Origin of the sequence: Rhizobacter sp. Root1238, from assembly GCF_001425825.1 — a bacterium.
In the GTDB taxonomy this organism is placed as follows: Bacteria; Pseudomonadota; Gammaproteobacteria; order Burkholderiales; family Burkholderiaceae_C; genus Rhizobacter.
On record NZ_LMDM01000018.1, the window covers coordinates 33,227 to 56,171 of the forward strand.

24 protein-coding genes and 1 pseudogene are annotated in these 22,945 nt (G+C 69.5%); 7 read left to right on the forward strand and 18 right to left on the reverse strand.

The annotated features are described in order from the left end of the window. Positions 1-21: 21 nt before the first annotated feature. The 10 genes from ASC98_RS14900 to ASC98_RS14945 all read right to left on the reverse strand — a co-directional run bounded on the left by ASC98_RS14900 (position 22) and on the right by ASC98_RS14945 (position 8,070). Positions 22-618 carry a phage tail protein gene (locus tag ASC98_RS14900; protein WP_082541944.1) on the reverse strand — a complete coding sequence of 199 codons (597 nt, stop codon included), beginning with the start codon at positions 616-618 and terminating at the stop codon, positions 22-24. Further along, positions 618-1,076: a phage tail protein gene (locus ASC98_RS14905; RefSeq protein ID WP_056809839.1), complete on the reverse strand. Its 459-nt coding sequence runs from the start codon at positions 1,074-1,076 to the stop codon at positions 618-620. The genes ASC98_RS14900 and ASC98_RS14905 overlap by 1 nt, the downstream gene beginning before the upstream one ends. A gap of 49 nt (positions 1,077-1,125) precedes the next feature. Then, entirely contained in the window at positions 1,126-2,754 is a 1,629-nt protein-coding gene (locus tag ASC98_RS14910; protein ID WP_056809841.1) for a phage tail sheath C-terminal domain-containing protein, read from the reverse strand. 33 nt (positions 2,755-2,787) lie between these two features. Next, entirely contained in the window at positions 2,788-3,633 is an 846-nt protein-coding gene (locus tag ASC98_RS14915; protein ID WP_056809843.1) for a hypothetical protein, read from the reverse strand. 2 nt (positions 3,634-3,635) lie between these two features. Beyond that, positions 3,636-4,208, reverse strand: coding sequence for a DUF4255 domain-containing protein (locus ASC98_RS14920; RefSeq protein WP_056809948.1), 573 nt, complete (start codon positions 4,206-4,208; stop codon positions 3,636-3,638). A gap of 91 nt (positions 4,209-4,299) precedes the next feature. After that, entirely contained in the window at positions 4,300-4,731 is a 432-nt protein-coding gene (locus tag ASC98_RS14925; RefSeq protein WP_082541943.1) for a response regulator transcription factor, read from the reverse strand. A gap of 135 nt (positions 4,732-4,866) precedes the next feature. Then, complete coding sequence (locus ASC98_RS14930) at positions 4,867-5,550, reverse strand: response regulator transcription factor (protein ID WP_056809847.1); 684 nt, start codon at positions 5,548-5,550, stop codon at positions 4,867-4,869. A gap of 52 nt (positions 5,551-5,602) precedes the next feature. Beyond that, positions 5,603-6,403, reverse strand: a complete 801-nt coding sequence (locus ASC98_RS14935; RefSeq protein WP_082541942.1) for a sensor histidine kinase — start codon at positions 6,401-6,403, stop codon at positions 5,603-5,605. A 132-nt stretch (positions 6,404-6,535) separates the two neighbouring features. Continuing rightward, positions 6,536-7,765 carry a type II toxin-antitoxin system HipA family toxin gene (locus ASC98_RS14940; RefSeq protein ID WP_056809851.1) on the reverse strand — a complete coding sequence of 410 codons (1,230 nt, stop codon included), beginning with the start codon at positions 7,763-7,765 and terminating at the stop codon, positions 6,536-6,538. Continuing rightward, complete coding sequence (locus ASC98_RS14945; RefSeq protein ID WP_056809951.1) at positions 7,762-8,070, reverse strand: helix-turn-helix domain-containing protein; 309 nt, start codon at positions 8,068-8,070, stop codon at positions 7,762-7,764. Before ASC98_RS14945 ends, ASC98_RS14940 begins: the two co-directional genes overlap by 4 nt. A 233-nt stretch (positions 8,071-8,303) precedes the next feature. Between ASC98_RS14945 and msrP the strand changes: the two genes are divergently transcribed. Together msrP and ASC98_RS32055 are read left to right on the forward strand one after the other, a co-directional pair. Further along, the gene (gene msrP / locus ASC98_RS14950) at positions 8,304-9,182 is read left to right on the forward strand and encodes a protein-methionine-sulfoxide reductase catalytic subunit MsrP (RefSeq protein ID WP_056809852.1); all 879 of its coding nucleotides are present in this window, start codon (positions 8,304-8,306) and stop codon (positions 9,180-9,182) included. After that, a pseudogene (locus ASC98_RS32055) lies at positions 9,151-9,714 on the forward strand (sulfite oxidase heme-binding subunit YedZ); the annotation flags it as partial. The gene msrP and the pseudogene ASC98_RS32055, both read left to right, overlap by 32 nt. Before the next feature lie 154 nt (positions 9,715-9,868). Here the strand turns inward: ASC98_RS32055 and ASC98_RS14955 are convergent. From ASC98_RS14955 to ASC98_RS14965, 3 genes are read right to left on the reverse strand one after another with little or no spacing between them, the layout of a single operon-like run. Continuing rightward, entirely contained in the window at positions 9,869-10,543 is a 675-nt protein-coding gene (locus tag ASC98_RS14955; protein WP_056809854.1) for a GNA1162 family protein, read from the reverse strand. Beyond that, positions 10,540-10,914: a DUF4810 domain-containing protein gene (locus tag ASC98_RS14960; RefSeq protein ID WP_056809856.1), complete on the reverse strand. Its 375-nt coding sequence runs from the start codon at positions 10,912-10,914 to the stop codon at positions 10,540-10,542. The genes ASC98_RS14955 and ASC98_RS14960 overlap by 4 nt, the downstream gene beginning before the upstream one ends. Continuing rightward, positions 10,911-11,588, reverse strand: coding sequence for a CsgG/HfaB family protein (locus ASC98_RS14965; protein ID WP_056809858.1), 678 nt, complete (start codon positions 11,586-11,588; stop codon positions 10,911-10,913). The genes ASC98_RS14960 and ASC98_RS14965 overlap by 4 nt, the downstream gene beginning before the upstream one ends. A 116-nt stretch (positions 11,589-11,704) precedes the next feature. On the opposite strand from ASC98_RS14965, the gene ASC98_RS14970 reads away from it, so the two are divergent. From ASC98_RS14970 to ASC98_RS14980, 3 genes are all read left to right on the forward strand, one after another. After that, a complete protein-coding gene (locus ASC98_RS14970; RefSeq protein ID WP_082541941.1) occupies positions 11,705-12,940 on the forward strand; it encodes a Fic family protein in 1,236 nt (411 codons plus the stop codon). 144 nt (positions 12,941-13,084) lie between these two features. Beyond that, a complete protein-coding gene (locus ASC98_RS14975) occupies positions 13,085-13,972 on the forward strand; it encodes a hypothetical protein (protein WP_056809862.1) in 888 nt (295 codons plus the stop codon). 22 nt (positions 13,973-13,994) lie between these two features. Continuing rightward, entirely contained in the window at positions 13,995-15,158 is a 1,164-nt protein-coding gene (locus ASC98_RS14980; protein WP_056809864.1) for a hypothetical protein, read from the forward strand. Positions 15,159-15,308: 150 nt separating this feature from the next. On the opposite strand, the gene ASC98_RS14985 is transcribed toward ASC98_RS14980, so the two are convergent. Next, positions 15,309-16,532 carry an HrpF/NolX family T3SS translocon protein gene (locus tag ASC98_RS14985; protein WP_056809866.1) on the reverse strand — a complete coding sequence of 408 codons (1,224 nt, stop codon included), beginning with the start codon at positions 16,530-16,532 and terminating at the stop codon, positions 15,309-15,311. A gap of 195 nt (positions 16,533-16,727) precedes the next feature. Here ASC98_RS14985 and pgm point away from each other — a divergent pair, with 195 nt between their 5' ends. Beyond that, the gene (pgm, locus tag ASC98_RS14990; RefSeq protein WP_056809868.1) at positions 16,728-18,389 is read left to right on the forward strand and encodes a phosphoglucomutase (alpha-D-glucose-1,6-bisphosphate-dependent); all 1,662 of its coding nucleotides are present in this window, start codon (positions 16,728-16,730) and stop codon (positions 18,387-18,389) included. A 3-nt stretch (positions 18,390-18,392) separates the two neighbouring features. On the opposite strand, the gene ASC98_RS14995 is transcribed toward pgm, so the two are convergent. Both ASC98_RS14995 and ASC98_RS15000 read right to left on the reverse strand, forming a co-directional pair. Then, positions 18,393-19,883: a CYTH and CHAD domain-containing protein gene (locus ASC98_RS14995; protein WP_056809870.1), complete on the reverse strand. Its 1,491-nt coding sequence runs from the start codon at positions 19,881-19,883 to the stop codon at positions 18,393-18,395. Positions 19,884-19,889: 6 nt separating this feature from the next. Continuing rightward, on the reverse strand, positions 19,890-20,117 hold the full coding sequence (locus ASC98_RS15000) for a hypothetical protein (RefSeq protein WP_157604814.1): 228 nt from the start codon (positions 20,115-20,117) through the stop codon (positions 19,890-19,892). Positions 20,118-20,218: 101 nt separating this feature from the next. Between ASC98_RS15000 and ASC98_RS15005 the strand changes: the two genes are divergently transcribed. Beyond that, positions 20,219-20,668: a hypothetical protein gene (locus ASC98_RS15005; RefSeq protein ID WP_056809873.1), complete on the forward strand. Its 450-nt coding sequence runs from the start codon at positions 20,219-20,221 to the stop codon at positions 20,666-20,668. A 34-nt stretch (positions 20,669-20,702) separates the two neighbouring features. Here the strand turns inward: ASC98_RS15005 and ASC98_RS15010 are convergent, their stop codons facing one another. Together ASC98_RS15010 and ASC98_RS15015 are read right to left on the reverse strand one after the other, a co-directional pair. Then, positions 20,703-20,921: a hypothetical protein gene (locus ASC98_RS15010; protein WP_056809875.1), complete on the reverse strand. Its 219-nt coding sequence runs from the start codon at positions 20,919-20,921 to the stop codon at positions 20,703-20,705. A gap of 136 nt (positions 20,922-21,057) precedes the next feature. Continuing rightward, positions 21,058-22,929 carry a bifunctional UDP-sugar hydrolase/5'-nucleotidase gene (locus tag ASC98_RS15015; RefSeq protein WP_056809877.1) on the reverse strand — a complete coding sequence of 624 codons (1,872 nt, stop codon included), beginning with the start codon at positions 22,927-22,929 and terminating at the stop codon, positions 21,058-21,060. Positions 22,930-22,945: the final 16 nt, after the last annotated feature.

A 22,945-nucleotide genomic window follows, 5' to 3' on the forward strand; every position in this document is an offset into this window, starting at 1 on the left:
CTGAATCCTTTGCAAAAGCGTTCAGTAGATGCGGTTCGAGCGGGCATACGCCAGCTCGATCTTCTCCATCGCCACCTCGTTGCGGGTGGACTGGAACCCGTCGATCTCCCACTTCACCGGCCAGGCGTTCTCGATCGACCAGCAACGCAACGGATCACCGCCGTGGTCGAGCAGGAACACGTGCACCAGCTTCGGAAAGATCGGCTTCACGAACCCGCCGTCCAGCACCGCCTGGCACCACTGCACCAGCCGCGAATCGCTGACCGCGATGCCGCGCTTCAACACCAGCCGCGGGTGCTTGATCGACTTCGGCAACACATGCGCGAACCCGTTCAACCCGCCTTCGTTCACCGTCTCGGTCTCGACCTCGGGACCGATCCCGCTGACCTCGCGGAACGCGCCGTCCGCATCCTTCGGCTGCGTGCCGAAGCTCACTGCGAAATGAAATGCGGGCGGCGGGTAGAACTCCAGCGGCTTCGTGACCCGCAGCTTCGCCTTGGCCGCCTGCAGCGATGGCGGGTTCAGCCCGACCGCCACCGGCGCAGGGGGCGGCGGTGCCGGCCTGGGCGGGGCCTTCGGCGGCGGCAGCGGCGGGGCGGGCGGGATCGCGGTCGCCATCAGGCATTGGCGATCGTCAGACCCTCGTGGGCGATCACGATGGTCTCCACCGCCACCTCGTTGCCCTGCGCCTTCAGGTCGGTGCCCGTGATCTTGGTCGGCCAGGCGTTCGCCAGCGTCCACACCATCGTCACGCCACCGGCTTCATCGAGCAGGCTGATCGTCACCGACTTGCGCTTGATCACGTTCATCTTGATCTCGTTGAACCAGTCCCACAGCTTGTTGTCGGACTTGAAGACGCCCTTCTTCATCGTCACGTCGCTGTACTTCTTCAAGCCGGGCATCTTGATCACCGAGAAGGCCGGGCTGTCGCCGTGCCGGTACTCGATCGGCTGCGCCTCCACGTCGAGGCCGGAGACCTCCTGGAAGTGCATCTCCGTCGAGTCCCACTTCACCGAGAAGCGGAACTTGGGAAGCGGCCACACCGTGGTCGATTGCGCGGATCCGTCGTCTGCCATGGTCTGCCTCCTGAAGGGTCAATTGATTCGTGCGGATTGCGGGGATGGGTCACGACTTCTGCATCTGCTGCTGGAAGGTGATCTCGATGAACTCGGCCGGCCGGCTGATCGCCACCAGCACCGTCACGCGCAGGATCCCCTCGAGGATGTCCTCGGGCGTCATCGTCTCGCCCAGCCCCACGTGCACGCTGAACGCATCGTCCGGCACTGCGCCGGCCAGCCCGCCGCGCTTCCAGATGCCGGTCAGGAAGTTGGTGACCATGCTCTTGATGGTCACCCAGGTGCTCGACACGTTCGGCTCGAACACCATCGCCTTGGCCGCCAGGCGGCACGACTCCTCGAGCATGATCATCGTGCGCCGCACGTTGATGTAGCGCCAGTCCAGGCTGTTGCCGTCCAGCGTGCGCGCCCCCCACACCAGCACGCCCTCGCCGATGAACGAGCGGATCGCGTTGATCGACTTGCCCTGCGTCGTGACGTTCAGGTCCTCCTGGTCCTCGTGCGAGATCGTCACCGCCGGCGACACCACGCCGTTCAGGCTGACGTTGGCCGGCGCCTTCCAGACGCCGCGGGTGTTGTCGACCATCGTGTAGATGCCTGCCATCGCCGGCGACGGCGGCATCAGGTTCAGCCGGTTGCGCGCCTCGGCCATGATGGTGTTGAACAAGGTGCTGGACGCGCCCAGGCTCTTGTTCAGCAAGGCCTTGTGCGTCTCGACCGCCAGCTTCAGCGCCGCCGGTGCGAGCAGCTTCTGCTTCTCGTCGTCGGTCTTGTCCGATGCGTTGACGTCGGCGGTGATGCCGGCCGCCCACTGGTCGTCGGTCTTCGCGACGTCCTGCACCGCCTGCCACTGCTGCGCGGTGCGCGCCGGCGTCTTCGGGTCGAGCTGGGCCGGCAGCGCGAGCTCCGCCATCAGCAGCTGGATCAGCACGTCGGGGTTGGCCACGCGGGTGTAGTCCAGGTCCTTGTCCTGCACCACCGTGGTGTTGACCCACGGGTAGTAGGCGGTCGCGAAATCGAGGAAGTTGACGCCGAGCGCGCCGCGAAAGCCTTCGATCGGATCGACGCCGGTCGGGTTCTTGCGGTCGAGGTGGCCGCCCCACACGTCGAGGATCGCCACCCGGCTGCGCATGCGCCCGCCGCAGTGCTGCAGCATCGCCTGCTGCACCGAGATGCAGTCCCTGGCCGACAACAGCACCGCATCGGGCACGACGACCATCGTCGGCTCCTGCTCCTTGACCAGCGGCTCGATGCCGGCCATCAGCTTGTCGGGCTCGATCAGCGCCGACTTGCCGTACTCGCCGACCGACACCACATAGCACGGGCCGCCGCCGTTCTGGAAGAAGTGCAGCATGCCGTAATACAGCAGGAAGCGGCCGCCCGCCTGGCCGTCGGCCTGCGTCAGCAGGTATTCCTTGTCGCCGGCCTTGAAGGCGGCAACCGCGTTCGCATCGGTCTTCTCGACGATGCCGAACTTGGGGGCCGGACCGAAGCCGAAGTACTGGTGGTACTCGGCCATCGAACCGATCCGCCACGGCTTCATGTTCAGCGACTTGCCGGCGTTCTCGGCGCGATCCGTGTAGCCGATGAAGGCCGGGACCGCGGTGGCCACCTCGACCACCGAGTTCGGAAAGGCATTCTTCTCGACGATATAGACGCCGGGGGTCTTCATGGCCATGGCGGCCTCCTCTGCGGTTAGTGTTGACGGGGCCTAGCGATGCACATGGATCTCGGAGACCAGGCGGCTCTCGCTGCCGACCTGCTCCCGCGCCAGGAACTGCGCTGCCGCCACCGGCAGGCGCTTGACCAGCACCTTGTCGCCGCCGCGCTGGCGGCTGCGCAACTGGAATCGACGTTCGCTGCGCTGCGCGAGCGCGATCGGCGAGCGCGAACGGATGGCCAGCAGCGGCGCGCCGTTGTCGAGGCAACCGGGCTCGGGCTCGCCGAACTCGATGCCGCTGGCCAGGTCGACGACCTGCAGTTGCGGCTCGGGCCAGTCGCCGTGCAGGCAGTATTTCCACACCGTCTCGCGCGGCGCGAACCGCACCGTGCACAGGAGCGGGGCCGGCGGCATGGCGGCCGGCGGCACGCGCAGCAGCGCGAGCGGCGGCATCAGGCGGGCGCCGTTCGGTGCCTGCGCGCCGAGGGATTGCGACACCAGCGGCCAGGTCAGCGGACGCACGTCGGCCCGCGAGACGGTCTCGCCCGCGTGCAGGCGCAGCGGCGTGCCGACCCCGTCCCGCACCGCGTCGCCGGCATCGAGCCACAGCAGTTCGGCGGGCCACTGCGCCGGGTTGTCGGTGCAGGTCGGAAAGGCCTCGTCGGTGGCATGCACCTGCCACGCGAGCACGGCGCCCGGCTCCGTCGTCAGCGCCTGCGCCGGGCCGAACAGCGCGAGCGCGCTGCCGGTGTGGCGCTCGATCGCATCGGTGGCGCGCAGCCACGCCGCGGTATCGCCCACCGGCACGAAGCGCAGCCCGGGGCAGCGGCCGTCGGCGAAGAAGCCGTGCGCGAAGTCGACGCGCAACAGCGGGACGTAGGGGCCTAGGTCGATCATGCTCAGGCCCCCACCCCGGCCTGTGCGCGGCGGATCACCGGCAGCTGCGCGTCGAGCTGGCCGGCGTCGAAGGTGACCATGCGCAGGCGGTACAGCACCGACGGCAGGTAGCGGCCGCTGAACAGGCCCCACAGGTTGCTCAGGTCGCTGACGCTGAGGTTCTCGATGTCGAGCGTCAGCTTCTCGATGCGCGGGTCGAGGTCGGGCGTGTTCTGGTGGTCGAGCACCGGCCACGACTGGAAATGCGCGATCGTGCTGGAGATGAACTTCAGCGCCTCGGGGTAGTTGGCCGCGCTGAAGTTGGCGGCGAACATCACCATCAGGTTCAGCGACACCGGCACCGGCAGCCGCGCCAGGCGGCCCACGCCGGCCTCGGACCGCGCGCGGTGGCCGGGCATCGTGTCGCGCTCGATGTTGACGAGGAACACCGCCAGCTTGTTGCCGATGTTGGCGGCGACGCTGCCGTCCGGCTCGTATGGGCTCGACACCACGACCAGCTCTTCGCCCAGCTGGAACGAACGCCGCAAGGCGTTGTTCAGCTGGTTGGCAACGTGCGCGATGGCCGCGTCGATCATGGGGACCTTGGTGATGGCGGTGAAGGAATGCGCCAACGATAGGGACGCGGGCCGCCCGCGCCCATCGGTCAATCTCTGAACTTGCGCCTCCTCATTGCTGAGACGGCGGTGGCGGCCGGCTGATGCGGCCGACATCGCGCGCGCCGGCGGCGACGGCGCGGATCGCCTGCGCCAACTCGGCGATGGGGTCGTCCTTCAACACGTAGCCGCAGGCGCCGGCGGCCCGCATCGCGTCGACGATCGCGGGCTCGTCGTGCATCGACAGCACCAGCACGCGCAGCCGGGGGTGTTGCGCGAGCAGCGCGGCCAGCGCGGCCGGGCCGCCGCCGGGCATCTGCACGTCCATCAGCAGCACGTCGGGGAGCGTGGGCGCCTGCGCGAGCCACGCCTGCAGCGCGGGCACGTCAGGCGCTTCGCCGGCGACCACGAAGCCGTGCGGGCGCAGCAGATCGGCCACGCAGGCGCGGTAGGCCGCGTGGTCGTCGGCCAGCAACAGGGTCAGGGGGGGCGCAACAACGGCCATCGTGGAGCGCAGCGTGAACCGCTGCGAGGCGCTGCGCCATCAGGAAACGGCTGATACGGGCGTGCGCGGAATCTGAGAAGCCCCACTCTGTTCGGGGCCTCGCAGGGAAAGGTCCGTTCCGCAAGCCTGCCGCCCTCAGGCCGGCGCACGTGCGGCGTTGCGCCACGGCTGGTCGAGCGAACTCAGGCCTTCGCACAGCGCGTAGCGCGTCAGCTCCGCCAGGCTGGAGATGTCGAGCTTCTGCATCACGTGCTCGCGGTGCGTCGCGACGGTCTTGATGCTGACGTGCAACCGGTCGGCGATCTGCTGCGTCGACAAGCCCTCCGACAACAGCTGCACCATCTCGCGTTCGCGCGGCGTCAACGCCGCGGTGCTGCCGGCCGACGGCGGCTGGCCGCGGCTGCGCACCTCCTTGACGACCAGGCCGACCAGCTCGGCGCTCAGGTGGATCTGGTCGGACATCGCCTTGCGGATCGCCAGCGCCAGCTCGTCGTACGAACAGTCCTTCAGCACATAGCCCGACGCCCCCGCCTCGAGGACCGCGAGCACCATGCGGCTCTCGGCATGCACCGACAGGCACAGCACGCGCACCGACGGCTCGTCGGCCCGGATGCGCCGCGTCGCCTCGACGCCGTTCAGCCCCGGCATCGACACGTCGGTGACGACGATGTCGGGCCGCAGCTCGCGCGCCAGCCGCACGGCACCGAGGCCGTCGTCGGCCTGGCCGATCAGTTCGATGTCTTTCTCGCGCGACAGCAGGGCGCACAGCCCGTCGCGCACGATGCGGTGGTCGTCGGCCAGCACGATGCGAATGCCCATGGTCCGTCCTCTCGGGGTCGTCTGAGGCCGCGCGGCGCGCGACCAGATGCGTTCAGCCAGCGGCTTTCACTGCCGCGTTGACGGCATTCGGCAGCAGGATGGTGATGCGCGTGCCCAGGCTGGCGCTGGACGAGATCTCGAGCCGCCCGCCGATCGCCTGGATCTGCGCCTGCGTGCTGGCCAGCCCGAAGCCGCCGGTGCGGCTGAACACGTCGCGCGACGCATCGGTGCGAAAGCCGACGCCGTCATCGGCAACGCACAGCTTCAGGCTGCGGCCGTCGCTCCACGCGCTGATGCTGACGCATGCCGCATGCGCATGCTTCTGCACGTTCAGGCACAGCTCGCGCACGCCGCGGAACACGACCGCCAGCACCGCCTCGGGCAAGCGGAGCGGCGGCAGCGCGCCATCGAAGGTCACCTGCAGGCGGCTGTCGGCGGCGAGCCGGTCGGCCAGGCTGCGCAAGGCCTGCTCCAGGCCGAGGCGCAGCACCGGGCTGCTGAGGTCGAAGGTGGCCGAACGGGTGGCGCGCGAGGCCTGCGCCAGCAGCGAGGCGATCTCGTCGAGCAGTCCGCTCGCGTCGGCACCCGGCGGGCTGTCCCGCAACGCACCGAGCTTGAGACGCGCGAGCGTCAGGAACTGGCCGATCTCGTCGTGCAGGCCGAGCGCGATGCGCTCGCGCTCTCGCGCCTCGGCGACGGTGATCTCGTAGGCCAGCGTGCGCAGGTGACCCCGCGCAGGCCTGGCGAGTTGCCGCGGCAGCAGCCGGGGCGACACGTGGCCGCGTGCCGGCAGGCGGCCTCGACACCCGGTCCCCGGCAGCAACCGGACCGTCGGCTCGACTCGTGCTCTCATTTTTCGCTCCCTGGCGATTTGTTGGCGCCCGCAGGCGGTCGTCCTGTTGTCGGACGACGAGACGATTATGGACACGCGACATCGCCCGTGTCAGCAGATGCCCTGACACGGTTCAGCAGTTTTCAGCACGCTTCAGGCGGCGCAGCGGTGCAGGTTCGCGCGCACCGCGGCGGCGATGGCCTGGCGCGTCGCGCGGCGCACGCCGGCCTCGTCGAGACGCTGCGGCAGCAGCGCGGCCTCGGTGCAGACACGCTCCAGCGCATCGAGCGCCAGGCGCTGCGGCACCTGCGCCGCGCGCGCCAGCGCCAGCAACTGCGAGCGCCCCGGCGCCAGGCCCTCGCCCATCACCGAGGTCTGGTGATGGCCGCGCGGACCGTGGCTGAAAACGAGGTCGTAGGCCGGCGACAACTGCCACATCAGGCGTTCGTTCATGCGCAACGCGAAGTTCTTCGCGTGATCGTCGCGGTTGTGGAACACGACGTTGAAGACGCAGCGCAGGAAGGCCCGGCTCACCTCGACCTCGTCGCGGGTGAAGAAGCGGGTCGCGCGCAGCACGGTCTGGTAGTCGAGCGACGGCAGCCGGAAATCGGCCTGCAAGGCGCCGGCGAACGAATGCACCGGCACGCGCATCGGGCCGGCGCGGTCGAATCGCTCGACGCCGAATGCCGACATCGCGCGGCCAAGACGGAAGTGCTCGGTGCGCGGCATCGCGATGCCGCAGGCGCGCGCCGCGAGCGAGTAGGCGTATTCGACGGCGCACACCTCCGGGTGCTCGCCGCGCGCCGGGAACTTGACGAGCCACGGCGTGCCCGCGCCGGCGCGCTCGTCGGTGCTGACCCGGCGGGTGTCGGGGTCGAAGCGCAGCAGCACCTTCGGTCGCGCGCCCTGCGGCGAGCCGCCCATCATCACCAGCGCATTCAAGGCCGCCACGTCGTCGCCTTCGACCACCGTCTGCGCCGCCGTGGCCAGTTGCAGCAGCGAGAGGTCGAGTTCAGCCGGCTCCAAGGCGTCGGCCGGACGGAACGCCAGCGCCCCCATCGCACGCTCGCCGATGAACGCCAGCCGGTCGAGCGGCGACAGCCGCGCCGGATCGCGGCCGCTCTTCAGGAACAGCTTGTCCATCAGCAACAGGCCCCAGCCGTCGGGCAGCGCATCGGCCAGCAGCCCCGGCAGCTGCGACTGGAAGCCGGGGAAACCGCCGTAGGCCTCGGCGCGCAGCGGCAGCTGCATCGCCGAGAACTCGACGCCGCGCCGCAGCGCTTCGGGCGAGTACTCGAACAGCAGCTGCGCGCTGTTGTCGGCCAGCCGGCCGAGCAGCCAGTCGTGGCCCCAGCCGCGGAACAGGACGTCGAGTGCCTTCATCGCGGCAGCGCGGGCCGGCGGGCGCGCTGGCGAGGTGCCGCGGCGGCGCGTTCCATCTCGGCGATGCTGGTGTGCGGCTTGAGCTCGAGGATGTGCTCGAGGTCACCGCTCAGCGACAGCGCCTGCACCACGCGCACGAAGGTCTGCAGCGTGGTGTTGCCGTCGGACTCCAGCTTCTTGACGGCACCCAACGCGACGCCGGCTCGCAGCGACAGCTCCTGCTGGGTGACGCGCGATGCGAGGCGCTGGGTGCGAAGGCGGCTGCCGAGCTCGCGGACCAGCTCGTCGGGGGTGGCGAATTTCATGTCGATCATGAGAGCTCAACAATGGACAGTGAAATGTCCATTATCAAGTTTCTCAGCGTTTAAAAGCTTTTTAAATGGCTTATGGAGGAGAACAACGAGAAGCTTCCCGCACTGTAGCCACCTTTCCCCGGGAAGGGGCGATCGGCCACGCGATTCGGGACAAATGTCCCCTGCACCGATGCCAGCCGCCGGTCGAAGACCCGGAGGTCCGCCACCTTCGACGAGCGCCCCGCATGAACCCGTCCCCGAGTGAGATCACGCCGCAGCGCCTGTGGCTCGACCGCCGCCAGATGCTCGCGCTGAGCGGCGCGGCGCTGGCCGACCCGGTCGCCGCGGCTCCGGCCCCGGACCTCACCGCCGACGACATCACCCCGCGCGAAGCCGCGACCCGGCACAACAACTACTACGAGTTCTCGCCCGACAAGGCCGCCGTCTGGAAGCTCGCGGAAGAGTTCAGCACGACGCCGTGGACCGTCACCGTCGACGGCGAGGTCGAGCGCCCACGCCGTTTCGACCTCGACGACCTGCTGCGCCGCTTCCCGCAGGAAGACCGCATCTACCGGCTGCGCTGCGTCGAGGGCTGGTCGATGGTGGTGCCGTGGCGCGGCTTCCCGCTCGCCGCGCTGCTGAAGCTCGTCGCCCCGACCTCGCGCGCACGCCATGTGCAGTTCACCTCGGCGCTGCGGCCGTCGGAGATGGTCGGGCAGCGCCGGTCGACGCTCGACTGGCCCTACACCGAGGCGCTGCGCATCGACGAGGCCCTGCACCCGCTGGCGCTGGTGGCCACCGGCCTGTACGGCAGCGCGCTGCCGCCGCAGAACGGCGCACCGCTGCGGCTGGCAGTGCCATGGAAGTACGGCTTCAAGAGCCCGAAGACCATCACGCACATCCGGCTGGTCGAGCAGCCGCCGGTCACCACCTGGATGCAGGCCGCGCCATCGGAGTACGGCTTCTTCGGCAACGTGAACCCCGAGGTGCCGCACCCGCGCTGGTCGCAACGCCGCGAGCTGCGGCTGGGCGAACTCGCCAAGCGCCCCACCCTGCCCTTCAACGGGTACGCGGCCGAGGTCGCGTCGCTGTATGCCGGCATGGACCTCGCGCGGCAGTTCTAGGGCAGCGTTGCTGCGCCGACTGCTGCAGGCCGGCGTGCTGACGCCACTGACCTTCGTGCTGTGCGCAGTGCCGGCGCTGCGCGGGTCGATCGGGTTCGCGGCGGGCGCGCTCGGCCCCGACCCGATCGCCGCGCTGACGCATGCGAGCGGCTGGTGGGCGATGAGCCTGCTGCTGGCCACGCTCGCGGTCACGCCGCTGCGCCGCATGTCGGTGTGGCTGTCGCGGGCGGTGGCGCTGCGCTTCGGCCGGCGCATCGGCGACTGGAACGCACTGATCCGCCAGCGCCGGCAGCTCGGGCTGTGGAGCTTCGCTTATGCCGTGCTGCACCTCGCGCTGTATATCGGCTTCGACATCGGCGTCGATGCCCGCACGCTGCACGCGTATGCGCAGGACCTGGCCGAGCGGCCGTTCATCGCGCTCGGCTCGGCGGCGCTGCTGTTGCTGCTGCCGCTGGCGTTGACGTCGACCCGCGCGGCGATCCGCCGGCTGAAGCGGCACTGGCTGCGGCTGCACCGGCTGGTGTATGCCGCCGCCGTGCTCGCGGCGCTGCACGGCGTGCTGCAGGCGAAGCTGGGCCACGTGTCGGCCTGGGTCTTCGCCGGCACGACGGTGGCGCTGCTGGCGTTCCGGCTGGCCACGCAGGCCTGGGGCCTGCGGGCGCAGCCGAGCGGGTCGACGGGTGCGGCTACTGCACCGGCATCGGCTGCCCGTGCAGCGGAGAACGCGGCCCCGGCGGCACGCCGTTGCGGCGAGGCCCGCCCAGCATGCGGTCGTCGGCCACGCCCGCCCAGCGGTACGACTCGTCGGTCGCGTTGCTCATGACGTGCCGCACCAGCGCCCCCACCAGGGCGCCGATCAGGCCGCCCTGCGACTGCTGCTGCTCCTCGGACGAGCTGGCCACGGCCGATCCGTTCCACAGCAGCTCGCCGCTGCGCAGGTCGACGATGCGCGCCTCGACCTCGACGCGCGTCTCGCTGGACAGCACCGCATAGCTGGCGCCGTACTTGCGCACCTTGATGTAGACCGCCGCGTCGGCACCGAAGAACTCGCGCAGCTTGCGGGCGGAGATCTCCTGGGCGTCGTGCGCGGTGTCGACACCGTTCTGGCGCAAGGTCTCGTCGATCAGCGTGACCGGCAGCACGTAGTAGCCGGCTTCGGCCAGCGGCCGGGTCGCGTGGCTCCAGACGGACGCGGTCGCGCTGATCTCGGGCGATTCGTTCAGCGGCGGCAGCACCAGCAGCGAGGCCGGCCTGGCGCGGTTGAACGCGGTGTAGTCGTAGCCCGGCGAGGTGGCGCAGCCACCGAGCAGCGCCGCGGCGGCCACGCATGCCCACAGACAGATCGATCGAAGGGTCGTCATGCCGGCTTCTCCGCCTTGGTCACCGGGCCGTCCAGGCGCTTCAGCAACTGGTCCATGTAGGGCGCCGATTCCGGAAACGCCAGCTTCTCGGCCTGCCACAGCTGGCGCGCCTCGCCGGGGTCGCCGATCGACAGCTTCAGCATGCCGAGGTGCGCGCGCAGGCCGGGCGGCAGCGCGGCGTTCTGCGCCCGCGCCTTCACGACATGCTCTTCCAGCGCGGCGATCTGCTCCTGCGCGCCGGCACCACCGCGCTGCAGCGCGTCGTACTGCTGGCGCGGGAAGGACTCCCACAGGTACAGCGGCGGGCGCGGCTTGGCACAACCGGCGAGCATCGCCACCGCGCAGGCGGCGACCCACAGGCCCAGCCTCACTTGGCGCCCTCCTTGCCCCACTGGCCGGCGTCCTTCGCGGCGACGAGGTCGTCGACAGCCTGGCGCATCGCGAGGTCGAGCACCTTGCCGTTCAGCGTCGCGTCGTAGCTGGCGGTACCGCCGAAGCCGAGCACCTCGCGGTTCGACAACTCGTACTCGCCGGCGCCGCGGGCCGAGTAGACGACCTCGGCGGTCAGGCTGTTGACGATGTTGAGCGTGATCTTCGCGTAGGCGATCTGCGTCTTGCCGCGGCCGAACAGGCCGAACAGCTGGTGGTCGCCGACCTCCTTGCGGCCGAACTCGGAGATGTCGCCGGTCACCACGTACGACGCGCCGCGCAGCTGTTGCGCCGCGCCCTGCAGCTTGGCTTCCTGGCCGGTCTCGGACAGGTTGTCGCGGTCGAGCACCGAGAAGCGCTGCGACTGCTGCAGGTGCGCGACCAGCGTCGTCTTGGCCTGGCTGCCGAGGCGGTCGACGCCATCGGAGAACACGCCGCGCATGAAGCTGGAGCGGTTGTCGAACTTGCCGACCGAGACCGGCAGGCGCGTACCGTTGAACGGCGCCGCGGCCGCCTGCGTCTTCGCGACCTCCAGCGTGCGGGAGCTTTCGGTGGCGCAACCGGCGATCAGCAAGGCGCATGCAGCCGCGAGAAGGGCTGTCGGACGTTGGAACATGGGAATCCTTGGGTGGAAGAGAGAGGAAAGAGCGCGGCGCGATTATCCGACGCACCTGCCGGTCGACGTGGACATGGTGGGCAGAAACACCGGAAGAATGATCGGCAACATTGAGGATGCGTCGCGCAGAAAAAGCATGGCAACTCCATGTTTTAGAAAGGATTTCAGATAAATGGCGTCCGGTCTCAAAATCGGCAATCCATGCCGCCCACGATCTCGGTGAACTTGCGCTCGAGACCCGCGCCGTCACCGAGCGAGCCCTGGCGCTGCAGGCAGCCATTCATCCGGCCAGCCGCGCTCGCCTGCATGAATTGCTCAGGGCAATGAATTCGTACTACTCGAACCTGATCGAGGGCCAAGGCACTCACCCGGCCTACATCGATCGCGCACTCCGCCACGACTTCTCGGCAACCCCCGACATTGCGCAGCGGCAGCGCATCGCACTGGCCCACATCGACGCGGAGAAAGAACTCGAAGCGCAGGCGACCGATGAAACGATGACGCTGAGTGCGTCGTTCCTGCTGCGCGCGCATGCCAGCCTCTATGGCCGCCTGTCGGCCGACGACCGCCGGACGACCGACGGGAACGTCGTCGAACCCGGCCTGCTTCGCCAACAAGACGTTGCGGTCGGCAGGCACCAACCACCCACCTGGTGCTCGCTTCCGAAGTTCCTGGAGCGCGCCGACACGATCTACGCGCGCCGTGTCGCACTCGACGCACGCATCTACACCGTTGCCGCCGTGCATCACCGCATGACGTGGGTACATCCGTTTGGCGATGGCAACGGCCGCGCATGCCGATTGCAGACGCACTGCGCGCTGCTGCCGTTGAGCGGGGGACTGTGGTCCGTCAGCCGAGGCCTTGCGCGCCAACGGGCGCGGTACTACGAGTTGTTGTCGAACGCCGACATGCCACGCCAAGGCGATCTTGACGGTCGCGGCGATCTCAGCGAACGAATGCTGCGCGCATGGTGCCGCTTCTTCATCGAGCTCTGCGGCGATCAGGCGCGGTTCATGGGAGACATGCTCGACCTGCGCCTGCTGCGTGAGCGCATCGCCGCGCTGGTGTTGATCCGCAGCCAGAGCACGGCCCATTCGGACTACCGGCGCGAGGCGATCCTGCCACTGCACCATGTGCTCGCGGCGGGGCCCGTCTCGCGCGCCGACTTCACGCAGATGTCGGGACTGGCAGAGCGCACGGCACGCAAGCTGATGAGCCGGCTGCTCGCGGATGGATTGCTGGTCGCCGACAACCCGAAGGGGGAGGTCGGAATCGGATTCCCTCTGGACTCGCTGAGCATCCTCTTTCCGAATCTTTACCCGGAAGCAGCAACGACGCCGCCGCCGGGCTGACCGGCGCGCGTATCGCGCCGCGCCCTCGCCGCGTCAAGAGGGGAACTTCGGGCTTCTGGTCTTTTCCGCACGAGCGTACTTTTCGGGCCTCGCGAGATCGGTTTCACATCAACCGGTTTCCACAACACACAGGGAGACAACCCGATGCGACACCTCACGCGGCTGCGCCTGGCCGGGATCGTTGCTGGACTCGTCGGCCTGGCGACGGCAGCGTTCGCCACCAACTACTCGCTGTGGATCAATGGCCGCACCGGCGGCGGCATCCTCGGCAACTACGCCGACTTCACCTACTGGGGACCGTCGACCGTCGAGGCCGGCGTGAACAAGAAGTCGGTCAACTGGGACGGCTTCAACCACGTCTCGGACCAGAACTACCTCGTTCGCAATGCGCTCGACTGCTACTGCACCGGCCCGAACTGGTGCTATGTCGCCGCCCACAGCGCCGGCGACCTGATGATCGGCTACGCGCTGTCGCTGTACGGCGGCACCGCGCGCTCGAAGAAGAACGCGATCCCGGGTTCGACCGGCGAATGCGGCAACAGCGACGGCACGCCCCAGGTCGGCTGGAACATCAAGTGGGTCGACATCGCGGCCGGTGCCGGCGGCGGCAGCGAGCTTGCCGATGCGGGCGACTGGGCGGTCTCGGAGCCGCTGGTGTCCGACCTGAAGACCAGCACCGCCCGCGCGCTGTATGACCACAACAACACCCGCTCGACCTGGTTCTACATGCACGCCGGCTCGAAGGGCACGCTGTATTCCTTCGTGCTGCCGGGGCAGGACGACGAGGTCGTGGCCTACCACTCCAGCGGCGGCGTGTCGGGCAGCTCGGGCGGCAGCTACTGCAACCCGGGCGACTGGTTCTGCAACGACCTGACGCTGGGCACCGCGAACAACGAAGGCGGCCGCGCGAAGTGGAGCAACCATTCGGTGGTGTTCCGCGACGACGCCGAGGCCTTCAACCACTACACGAACAAGAACTGGGAAGGCGTGGTGTCGAAGGTGCGCGCCGACATGATGACGAACGCCCGCTGACGGCTTCAAGAGGCAACGACGAATGGGCAAGCCGGCGCTGGTCGCTGCCGCGTGCGCGATCGGGGTCGCGCTGATGGTGGCGTTGAGCTTCGGCCGCGATGCGCCGGCGGGGGTGCCGGCGCCCTTGCCTGCTCCGGTGGTCACGGCCGCGGTCGAAGCACCGATCGCACCGCCCGCGGTGTCGTTCAGTGCGAGCGCGGTGCAGGCGCGACGCGCTCAACTTGAACTGTGGCAACAGCGGCTCGCGCGCTCCGAAGACACGCTCACCAAATACAAGACGTCGACACGTTACCCGCACGAGGCGCGGCCGCTGGCCGAGCATCCCGACCAGCTGCGCCCGTTCGACCCGGTGGCCGAGGAAATGCCGCTGCGCACGCCGGGCGGCCAGCCGGCCAAGGGCGTGCATGTGCGCAGCACGCAGGACCGCGTGTTCGCGAGCGGTGCCGAATCGGTGCGGGTCACGGTGCGCGCCGTCGATGACGACGATCGCCCACTGCCGCTGCTGGTGACGCGCGCGGTCGCATTCGACCTGCCCGACGCACGCCGGCCGGCCGGTCGGCCGCAGGTGCCGGTGAATTTCACCGAGGCAGCGGACGGCAGCCTCGCCGCGGTGCTGCAGCCGTCGACCCAGGGCTTCTCGGATTTCGCCGGCACGATCCGCATCCAGGCCTACCTGAACCAGGCGGGCCAGCTGGGCAACGTCAACTTTGATGTGGTCTACAACCCGCTGGTGCCCGCCGAATGGGCCGGCGTGCGCGAGGCGCTGCAGGCCGGCTCGCTCGACTTCTTCCTGAAGGCGAGGGTCGCGCAGCCCGGCCGCTATGTCGTCAGCGCGCGCGTCGACGATGCGACCGGCAAGCCGTTCGCGCTGCTGAGCTTCAACGACGAGGTGGCGGTCGGCGAGCAGGAATTCAGGCTGCGGCTGTTCGGCAAGCTGGTGCGCGACGGCCGGCCGGCATTTCCGCTGACGCTGCGTGACGTGCAGGGATTCCTGTTGCTGCCCGACCGCTTTCCGGACCGCGCGATGCTGCCGCGGCAGGCCGGCGCCGTGCACACCAGCCAGGCCTATGCGCTCGACAGTTTTTCAGATGCCGAATGGAGCAGCGAGGAGCGAAGCCGCTACCTCGCCGAGCTCAGCAAGGATGTGGATGAAGCGAAACGGCAGGTCGACGCCTTGAACCGCTGATCACAGCCAGCGCCACACGCGGACCAGCCAGGCCGGCACGCGCTGGCCTCGGGGACGATAGTTCTGGCGAAGTTGTGCGTACATGAGTGACCTCCGAGGCGCAAACTGTATCTTCATACAGTGCTGTGTGCAAGCACAGTATCTGCAGCGTCAGCCTTTGTAGCTGCCGCGCACCGCGTCGCCCGCCGCGTTCGCGCCGAGCCCGGTCGGGTCCACGAAGCCGACTGCGGTTTCGGTCAGGCTCGCGCCCATCTCGACGCCGGCCTTCTTCACGTCGCCGCCGATCACCGCGGTGTCGGCCACGTGCAGCGCGCCGCCGATCGCTTTCGTGCCGAGTTCGGCCAGCGCCGAGAACACCTTGCCGAGGCCCGGGATCTTGCCGATCGTGTTCTTGATCAGGTCGCCGATGAAGTTGAAGGCCTTCGACAGCCCGTCGAGGATCTTGTGGCCGATGTACTCGGCGTTGTCCATGTTCGTGCCGTTCTTCTTCACATGGCCGTCGTTGGTCTGGTCGAGCCGCTGGTCCGCCTTCAGGTGGCCGTAGCCGTACTTGCCGAAGTCCTGCAGCAGGCCGGCCTCGGTGCCGTGGCGGGCATCGCCGTCCTTCGTGAAGCCTTCGATCTTGCCGTTCTTGACCAGCCCCGGGTCGCGCACGTCGCCGTCGCGGTCCTTCGCGTTCTTGACCCAGTCGACGACGTTGGACGCGCGCTGCGCCGCGTCGGCGCGCTCCTGCGGGCTCTTCGACGGATCGTCCCAGTCGCCGCACTGCTTCTTCAGGTTGTCCTTCACGCCGCTCTGGTTGCCCAGGTTCTTCAGCGTCGGGTTGCCATCGACGATGCTTTGCGCCGAGGCGCCCGGCGCCGCCTTGTCGTTGGCTGACGGCATCGCCGGCCCGCCTGACGCCTGACCGCCCTGCGCACCCTGCGCGGCAGCGCCCTGGCCGCCCTGCGGCACGGCCAGCGCCTGCTGCGACTGCGGCATCAACGGCAGCTTCGTGATCGCCGACAGCGACGCGGAGCTCATGCCGGGGTCGCCGCCCTCGTCGTCGTTGCTGACCGCGAAGCTCGGCATCTGCAGGCCGCCCATCGCGGCGCCTTGGGCACCGCCCTGCATCTGCGCGCCGCACGGCGGTCGACCGCCACCGTGCAAGGCCAAGGCCTGTTGCGGCTCCGCGCCCAGCCCCTCGGACAGCCCGGGAAGCTGCAGGCCGCCCATCACCTGGTCGATGAAGGCGCCGTGCGACTGGCCGCCGTGCAGGGCCAGGCCCTGCTGTCCGGGCATGCCCGGCATGCCTTCGGCCGGCAACCCGGCGACACCGTGGGCCGGTGCGAAATGGGCGCCGGCCTGAAGCAGTTGGGTGAACGGAATCTTCATGATCGAGACGCTTTCGACGCATCGCCCAGGCACGCTGCGGCGCAGCGATGGAAACCCGGCGAACGGTTCGGTACCTTAGGAGCGGGCCTGCGGCCACCCCCGCGCGCGATCCGAAGCTGCCGCCTGGAATCCGAAAAGCCCCTGCCCGCCACACGGCGACACCCGCGCCGCAAGCTCGCTCCCTATCATCGACCGATGAGCACAACGCACGAACTCGCCGGGCAGCCGGCACCCGCCTCGGTGCTGGTCGACGTCGGCCGGCTGCTCGCCGCGTACGCCGACGACCGGCCCGATCCCTCGGTGCCGGCACAGCGCGTCGCGTTCGGCACCTCCGGCCACCGCGGCTCGTCGCTCGACCGCTCGTTCAACGAATGGCATGTGCTCGCGATCGCGCAAGGCATCTGCGACCACCGGCGGCAGGCCGGCATCGACGGGCCGCTGTTCCTCGGCGTCGACACCCACGCGCTGTCGGCACCCGCCGCGCTCACCGCGCTCGAGGTGCTGGCGGCCAACGGCGTCACCGTGATGCTGGCCGAAGGCGACGAATTCACGCCGACGCCGGCGGTGTCGCATGCGATCCTGGTACACAACCGTCGGCATCGGGGCTCGGAGACCACCTCGGGCCTGGCCGACGGCATCGTGATGACGCCGTCGCACAACCCGCCGCGCGATGGCGGCTTCAAGTACAACCCATCGCACGGTGGCCCGGCCGACGAAAAAGTCACCGGCTGGATCCAGGCCGCGGCGAACCGCCACCTCGAGACCGCACTGAAGGAGGTGAAGCGCATGCCGGCCGCGCGCGCGCTGCGCGCCGACACCACGCGCCGCCACGACTACCTGCACCACTACGTCGGCGAACTGGGCCAGGTGGTCGACCTCGACGCGGTGCGCGCCGCCGGCGTGCGCATGGGCGTCGACCCGCTGGGCGGTGCCGGCGTGCACTACTGGCGCGCGATCGCCGAGCACTACCGCCTCGACCTCACCGTCGTCAGCGAAGAGGTCGACCCGACCTTCCGCTTCATGTCGCTCGACTGGGACGGCCAGATCCGCATGGACCCGTCGTCACCGCATGCGATGCACCGGCTGGTCGCGCTGAAGAATCGCTTCGACATCGCGTTCTCCTGCGACACCGACCACGACCGCCACGGCATCGTGACGCCCGGCGCCGGGCTGCTGCCGCCGAACGACTACCTGTCGCTGATGATCGAGCACCTGTTCCGGCAGCGCCCGGCGTGGGGCCGCGAGGTCGGCATCGCGAAGACCGTCGTGACGACCCAACTGATCGAGCGCATCGCCGCGCGCCTCGGCCGCCCGCTGTTCGATGCGCCGGTCGGCTTCAAGTGGTTCGCCGACGGCCTGCTGAAGGGCAGCCTCGGCTTCGCCGGCGAAGAAAGCGCCGGCGCGAGCTTCCTGCGCCGCGACGGCGCGGCGTGGAGCACCGACAAGGACGGCATCGCCGCCGCGCTGCTGTCGGCCGAGATCACCGCGACGCAGCACCGGGACCTGGGCGCCGTCTACGACGAGCTGGCCGGCGCGCTCGGCCGGCCGGTCGCCGGCCGGGTGTCGGCCGCCGCCACCGCGGCGCAGAAGCGGCAGCTCGCGGCCTTGTCGCCGCAGCAGATCCGCTCGACCGAACTGGCCGGCGATCCGGTCGTGCAGGTGCTGAGCCACGCGCCGGGCAACGACGCGGCAATCGGCGGCATCAAGGTGGTCACCGCAAACGGCTGGTTCGCGGCGCGGCCGTCGGGCACCGAAGAGATCTACAAGATCTACGCCGAGAGCTTCCGCGATGCGGCGCATCTGCAGCGGCTGCTCGACGAGGCGCAGCGGGTGGTCGACGGCGCGCTCGCCGGCTGAAGTTCAGCGCCGCGGCGTGCCGTGCCAGAACGGCCTCGCCGCGCCGGCCTGCTTCAACGCCTTGCGCGCCGCGCGGGCCGAACGCGCCTGCTGCGCGGCCAGCCAGCCCACCGCGAACCAGGCTTCGGGTTCGGACTCGGCCCGCTCGCGGTAGGCCGCCCGTGCCACCGCCAGGTCGTTGTGGCGGCCGAGCGCATCCTGCGCCGGCGCCAGCGCGTCGAAGAAGCGCGCAACCGGCTTGTCGCGGTACAGCGGCGCAATGAATTCCGCAAGGTAGCGCAGGCGCTTCAGTTCCTTGCGCACCGCATGCTGGTCGTCGACCGACGCCTCGACGAACCCGCGCGAATGGGCGACCAGGCGGTGCAACAGCGCATCGAGACGTTCGGCCATCGCGTCCACCGCGGGCCCGTCGTGCGCGCCGCCGCCGACGTCGGAGGCTTGCATCGCGTAGGCCTGCACGGCCAGCAGCACCTGTTGCACGTCGGCATGCTGCACCCTCGCGGCCAACGCTTCGACATCGGAAGACGGCCGTGGGCGCGTCAACGGCGGCGAGCCGGCGGCGACCAGCGCATCGGCGGTCTCGTCTTCGAGGATCTGCTGGTCGCGGTCGACGCCGAGCGCGCGGAAAAGGTCCGCGATCGGCGCCTCCCAACCGGGGTCGAGCCCGCAGTCGAGCGGCGCCATCTCGCGCAGCACGACGCGCAGGCGCCGCAGGCCGATGCGCAGCTGGTGCACATGCTCCGGCTGGCGGCTGCCGGCAGCCATGGCGCTCGCATTGCGCAGCACCTGGGCCAGGCACGATCCCATGGCGGCGCGCGCCAGGGCCGGGCCGTCGGCATCGACGGACAGCTGCAACGGCTTCGCGCGCGCCGCCGCCGGATGCGCCTGGCCGCGCGACAGCAAGGTGCCGCGTTCGGCCTTCGAGACGATGTCCAGCCACAGGCCGTGTGCGTCGATCCATTCCGAGGCCAGCGCAAACAGGCCGTGCAGCGGGCCGGCCTTCCATTCGAATTCGATCTCGCGCAGCAGATGGGTTGCACTGCCGGCGACGACCCGCCCGGTGTCGAGCGCCGCTTCGATCTCGACGCCACCGGGCAGCGTGAAGACGTGCACGAGGCGGTCGACCTCGGTGCGGAACACCTCGTGCAGCGCAGCATCGCCGAGCACGTCGACCAGCCGCTGGTGGGCCGGCGAGCCGCGGTGGCGGTCGATGTCGAGGGCCGGCGCGCCGGTGGTGGCCGCGTCGGCCGGCAGCGGTGCGTTGTGTTCGAGCCGCGACACGCCATGCGCGCCGCTGGCCTTCAGCGTCTGCACCCATTGCGTGCCTTCGAGCCGCAGGCGCAACGCGATCTCGTGGCGGGCCAGAAGCCCGTCGGCCGTGTCGAAATAGTGCGCCTGCATCCGCACGGCCTCGGTGGGTCCTTGCAGGAACTGCCGGCGCAACGGCGCAAATCGGGTCTCGGGAATCTGGAACTTCAGTTCGATCTCATGCATGGGGAATCAAGGTTTCTCTCGTGTCAGGCGCGTGCGCCAGCGGTCCCAACCGGTGTGCCAGCGCGCGCGAAGCGTCGGCGGATCATCGCCCGGCGTTGCACTGCCGGCCTCGCTGTCAGACGAGGCGAGCTCGTCGCCGCGGTCTTGCGCCGCTCGCCGGACGAACTGCGGGTCCATCATCAACGCGCCGATCGACATCAGGCCGAGCCGCGCGCGAAGCCGTCTTGTCTCCATGGTCTGCTCCCGTCCACCGGATCTCGGGGCACCCCGACCTGGCGCGACGCCGAGATCTGATATAAACGGTATATATCGTATAAACCATTGAAGTCAAGCCGATGACCACGACACCGACCGCACGCAAGACCGCCACGAAGGCCGCTGCCAAGACCGCCACCGCACCGGCGAAGAAGGCTGCCGTGGCAGCGAAGAAGGTGCCGGCCAGGAAGCCGGCAGCCAAGAAGGCCGCCCCGGAGAAAGCCACCGCCGGGAAAGCTGTCGCCCGCAAGCCGACGAAGCCCGCAGCACCGGCGCCGGTGGCCGAGAAGCCCAAGCACAAGCTGGTGCGCGACAGCTTCACGATCCCGAAGTCCGAATACCAGCTGCTCGACGCGCTGAAGCTGCGCGCCGCCGCGCTGAAGCGCCCGACCAAGAAGAGCGAGCTGCTGCGTGCCGGCATCGCGGCCCTGAACGCGATGGCCGACAAGCCCCTGCTCGAGGCGCTGACCAAGGTGCCCAGCCTGAAGACCGGCCGCCCGAAGGCAGACGGCAGCGCCTCGAAGGCCTGACGTGAACCGGACCTGAGCCCGAACCGGGCTCAGGTCAGCTCAGTTCGCCCCACGCCGTCGCGACCCGGCGGAAGCGGCCCTGTTCGTCGAGCGCCTCCGCATTGACGAGTTCGGCGGTGCCTTCCATCACGACACCAAGGAAGTCGTGTTCGATCACCGACCGCGGCGCCTTGAACGTGGACGGCAGCTGCTGGCCCGACTCGACGTCGAACAGCGAATACCCATAGACGGTGACCAGCTTGTCGACTTCCATCTCGGCTCCTTGTGCAGGTGGTGCGGGGTGGGTTGCTGCGATGCAGCAGCAAAAATTATAAAAACCCGCCGGCTTCGTACACCGGCCATTCCACCCTCGCGGGTCGGGATTGGCTTGCGCTGCATCAAGGATCGGCTCATGGATTCACATCGGCCCCCAGCGGACAGGTGCCGCCCCCGGCCGGCGCATTGACGCGCAGCACGCGCGGCTTGCCCAGCGCCGGCGCACCGGGATCGTAGGCCGCGTTCGGGGCCTTGTACGCCGCCAGGTAGGCCGTCAGCGCATCGATGTCCTGCGCGCCGCCGAGCAGCGAGCTGCCTTGCAGGAAGGTCGAGAAGCCGTCGCCGCCGGTCGCCATGAAGTTGTTGATCGTCACGCGCCAGGTCTTCTGCGGGTTCAGCACCGTGCCGGCCGCATCGACCAGCGTCTCGGTGCCGGCCGCCGTCGTCAGTGTCACGCCGCGCACGCGCGCATCGCAGGCCGCGCTGCCGTCCCAGCTGTAGCGCAGCCCGGCGCTCGGCACCATCAGCCGCGTCGCCGTCGCGAGCTGGCCGCGGCAGCCGGCGAACTGCTGTTCGAGCACGTCCTTGACGTTCTGCGTCGTCAGCGTCAGCGTCACCAGGCTGTTGCCGAACGGCTGCACCGTGAAGGCCTCGCCGTAGGTGATGTTGCCGTCGCCCTCGCCGACCGCGCTCGACGCGAAGTTGAAGCCCGGGCTGCGCACGCCGCCGCGGTTCATCAACGCGAACTGCGCGCCACCGAACTGCGGTGCCGCGGTCGCCGCGAGCTGCGCATCGGCCACCAGCTCGCCGGCCGGCGTGTTGCAGGCCGCATCGGCCGTCACCGGCAGCGCCTGCGTGATGCTGCCGATCACCTGGTTGGCGATCGGCGCGACCAGCGTGCCGTAGGCCGACACCAGCGCCGCCACCGCCGCATTCGGCGTGGTCGCCGCATCGCTGCGGTCGACGACGCGGTTGGTCGCGCTGACCGCCGTCACGTCGCCGTTGCCCGGGTTGATCGTCAGGTCGATGTCGCTGACGACGCGGCCGAACGCACCCGCCTGCGTCACCGGAATCATCCGCCCGGTCGCGTTCGGCAGCTGGCAGTTGTAGGCGGTGTGGGTGTGGCCGCTGACCACCAGGTCGACCGCGTTGTCGAGGTGGCGCACCACGTCGGCGATGGCCGAGCCGGCCAGGCCGCCGGCACAGCCGTTGATGTCGTTGCTGCCGACCTGCGAGCCGCCCTGGTGCGCCAGCACGACGATCGCCTCGACGCCGAGCGCGCGCAGCCGCGGCACCAGCGCGTTGACGGTGTCGGCTTCGTTGCGGAATTCGAGCCCTGCGACGCCGCTGGGCGTCACGATGGTCGGCGTGTCGCGCAGCGTCATGCCGATGAAGGCGACACGCACGCCGTCGAAGCTCTTGATGCCGTAGGCCGGCAACAGCGTCTTGCCGGTCGCGCTGACGTAGACGTTGGCCGACAGCCACTTGAACGTCGCGCCTTCGAACGGCACCGGCGTGCCGACCTGCGCGCCGCGGCAGCTGTTGGGGTCGGCCGCACCGCCGGGCAGCGTCGCGCAGCCGCCGCGCTGCAGGCGCAGCAGGTCGGGCGAGCCGTGGTCGAACTCGTGGTTGCCGACCGCGTTGAATTCGAGGCCGATGCGGTTCATCGCCTCGACGGTCGGCTCGTCGTGGAACAGCGCCGACACCAGCGGCGATGCGCCGACGATGTCGCCGGCGCCGACGACCGCGTTCAGCGGGTTCTGCGCCTTCAGCCGCGCGACGAAGCCGGCCAGCATGTCGGCGCCGCCGGCGGGCACCAGGCCGGCGCCGCTGGTCGAGCTCTGCGTGGCCGGGCTGAAGTTGCCGGGCGATTGCAGGTTGCCGTGGAAATCGTTGAAGCCGATGATCTTGACGTGGACGGGCGCGCTGCTCTGCGTCGCGGTGACCGGCGCGCAGGCGCACAGCGCGACGGCGGCGGCCGCCATCAGGTTGCGAAGGAAATGCATGAAGGTCCTTGTTGGA

Bases quoted from the DNA above. Each gene is read 5' to 3' on its own strand.
- ASC98_RS14900 (WP_082541944.1), bottom strand. From the start codon at position 618: ATGGCGACCGCGATCCCGCCCGCCCCGCCGCTGCCGCCGCCGAAGGCC.
- ASC98_RS14905 (WP_056809839.1), bottom strand. From the start codon at position 1,076: ATGGCAGACGACGGATCCGCGCAATCGACCACGGTGTGGCCGCTTCCC.
- ASC98_RS14910 (WP_056809841.1), bottom strand. From the start codon at position 2,754: ATGGCCATGAAGACCCCCGGCGTCTATATCGTCGAGAAGAATGCCTTT.
- ASC98_RS14915 (WP_056809843.1), bottom strand. From the start codon at position 3,633: ATGATCGACCTAGGCCCCTACGTCCCGCTGTTGCGCGTCGACTTCGCG.
- ASC98_RS14920 (WP_056809948.1), bottom strand. From the start codon at position 4,208: ATGATCGACGCGGCCATCGCGCACGTTGCCAACCAGCTGAACAACGCC.
- ASC98_RS14925 (WP_082541943.1), bottom strand. From the start codon at position 4,731: ATGGCCGTTGTTGCGCCCCCCCTGACCCTGTTGCTGGCCGACGACCAC.
- ASC98_RS14930 (WP_056809847.1), bottom strand. From the start codon at position 5,550: ATGGGCATTCGCATCGTGCTGGCCGACGACCACCGCATCGTGCGCGAC.
- ASC98_RS14935 (WP_082541942.1), bottom strand. From the start codon at position 6,403: ATGAGAGCACGAGTCGAGCCGACGGTCCGGTTGCTGCCGGGGACCGGG.
- ASC98_RS14940 (WP_056809851.1), bottom strand. From the start codon at position 7,765: ATGAAGGCACTCGACGTCCTGTTCCGCGGCTGGGGCCACGACTGGCTG.
- ASC98_RS14945 (WP_056809951.1), bottom strand. From the start codon at position 8,070: ATGAAATTCGCCACCCCCGACGAGCTGGTCCGCGAGCTCGGCAGCCGC.
- msrP (WP_056809852.1), top strand. From the start codon at position 8,304: ATGAACCCGTCCCCGAGTGAGATCACGCCGCAGCGCCTGTGGCTCGAC.
- ASC98_RS14955 (WP_056809854.1), bottom strand. From the start codon at position 10,543: ATGACGACCCTTCGATCGATCTGTCTGTGGGCATGCGTGGCCGCCGCG.
- ASC98_RS14965 (WP_056809858.1), bottom strand. From the start codon at position 11,588: ATGTTCCAACGTCCGACAGCCCTTCTCGCGGCTGCATGCGCCTTGCTG.
- ASC98_RS14970 (WP_082541941.1), top strand. From the start codon at position 11,705: ATGCGTCGCGCAGAAAAAGCATGGCAACTCCATGTTTTAGAAAGGATT.
- ASC98_RS14975 (WP_056809862.1), top strand. From the start codon at position 13,085: ATGCGACACCTCACGCGGCTGCGCCTGGCCGGGATCGTTGCTGGACTC.
- ASC98_RS14980 (WP_056809864.1), top strand. From the start codon at position 13,995: ATGGGCAAGCCGGCGCTGGTCGCTGCCGCGTGCGCGATCGGGGTCGCG.
- ASC98_RS14985 (WP_056809866.1), bottom strand. From the start codon at position 16,532: ATGAAGATTCCGTTCACCCAACTGCTTCAGGCCGGCGCCCATTTCGCA.
- pgm (WP_056809868.1), top strand. From the start codon at position 16,728: ATGAGCACAACGCACGAACTCGCCGGGCAGCCGGCACCCGCCTCGGTG.
- ASC98_RS14995 (WP_056809870.1), bottom strand. From the start codon at position 19,883: ATGCATGAGATCGAACTGAAGTTCCAGATTCCCGAGACCCGATTTGCG.
- ASC98_RS15000 (WP_157604814.1), bottom strand. From the start codon at position 20,117: ATGGAGACAAGACGGCTTCGCGCGCGGCTCGGCCTGATGTCGATCGGC.
- ASC98_RS15005 (WP_056809873.1), top strand. From the start codon at position 20,219: ATGACCACGACACCGACCGCACGCAAGACCGCCACGAAGGCCGCTGCC.
- ASC98_RS15010 (WP_056809875.1), bottom strand. From the start codon at position 20,921: ATGGAAGTCGACAAGCTGGTCACCGTCTATGGGTATTCGCTGTTCGAC.
- ASC98_RS15015 (WP_056809877.1), bottom strand. From the start codon at position 22,929: ATGCATTTCCTTCGCAACCTGATGGCGGCCGCCGCCGTCGCGCTGTGC.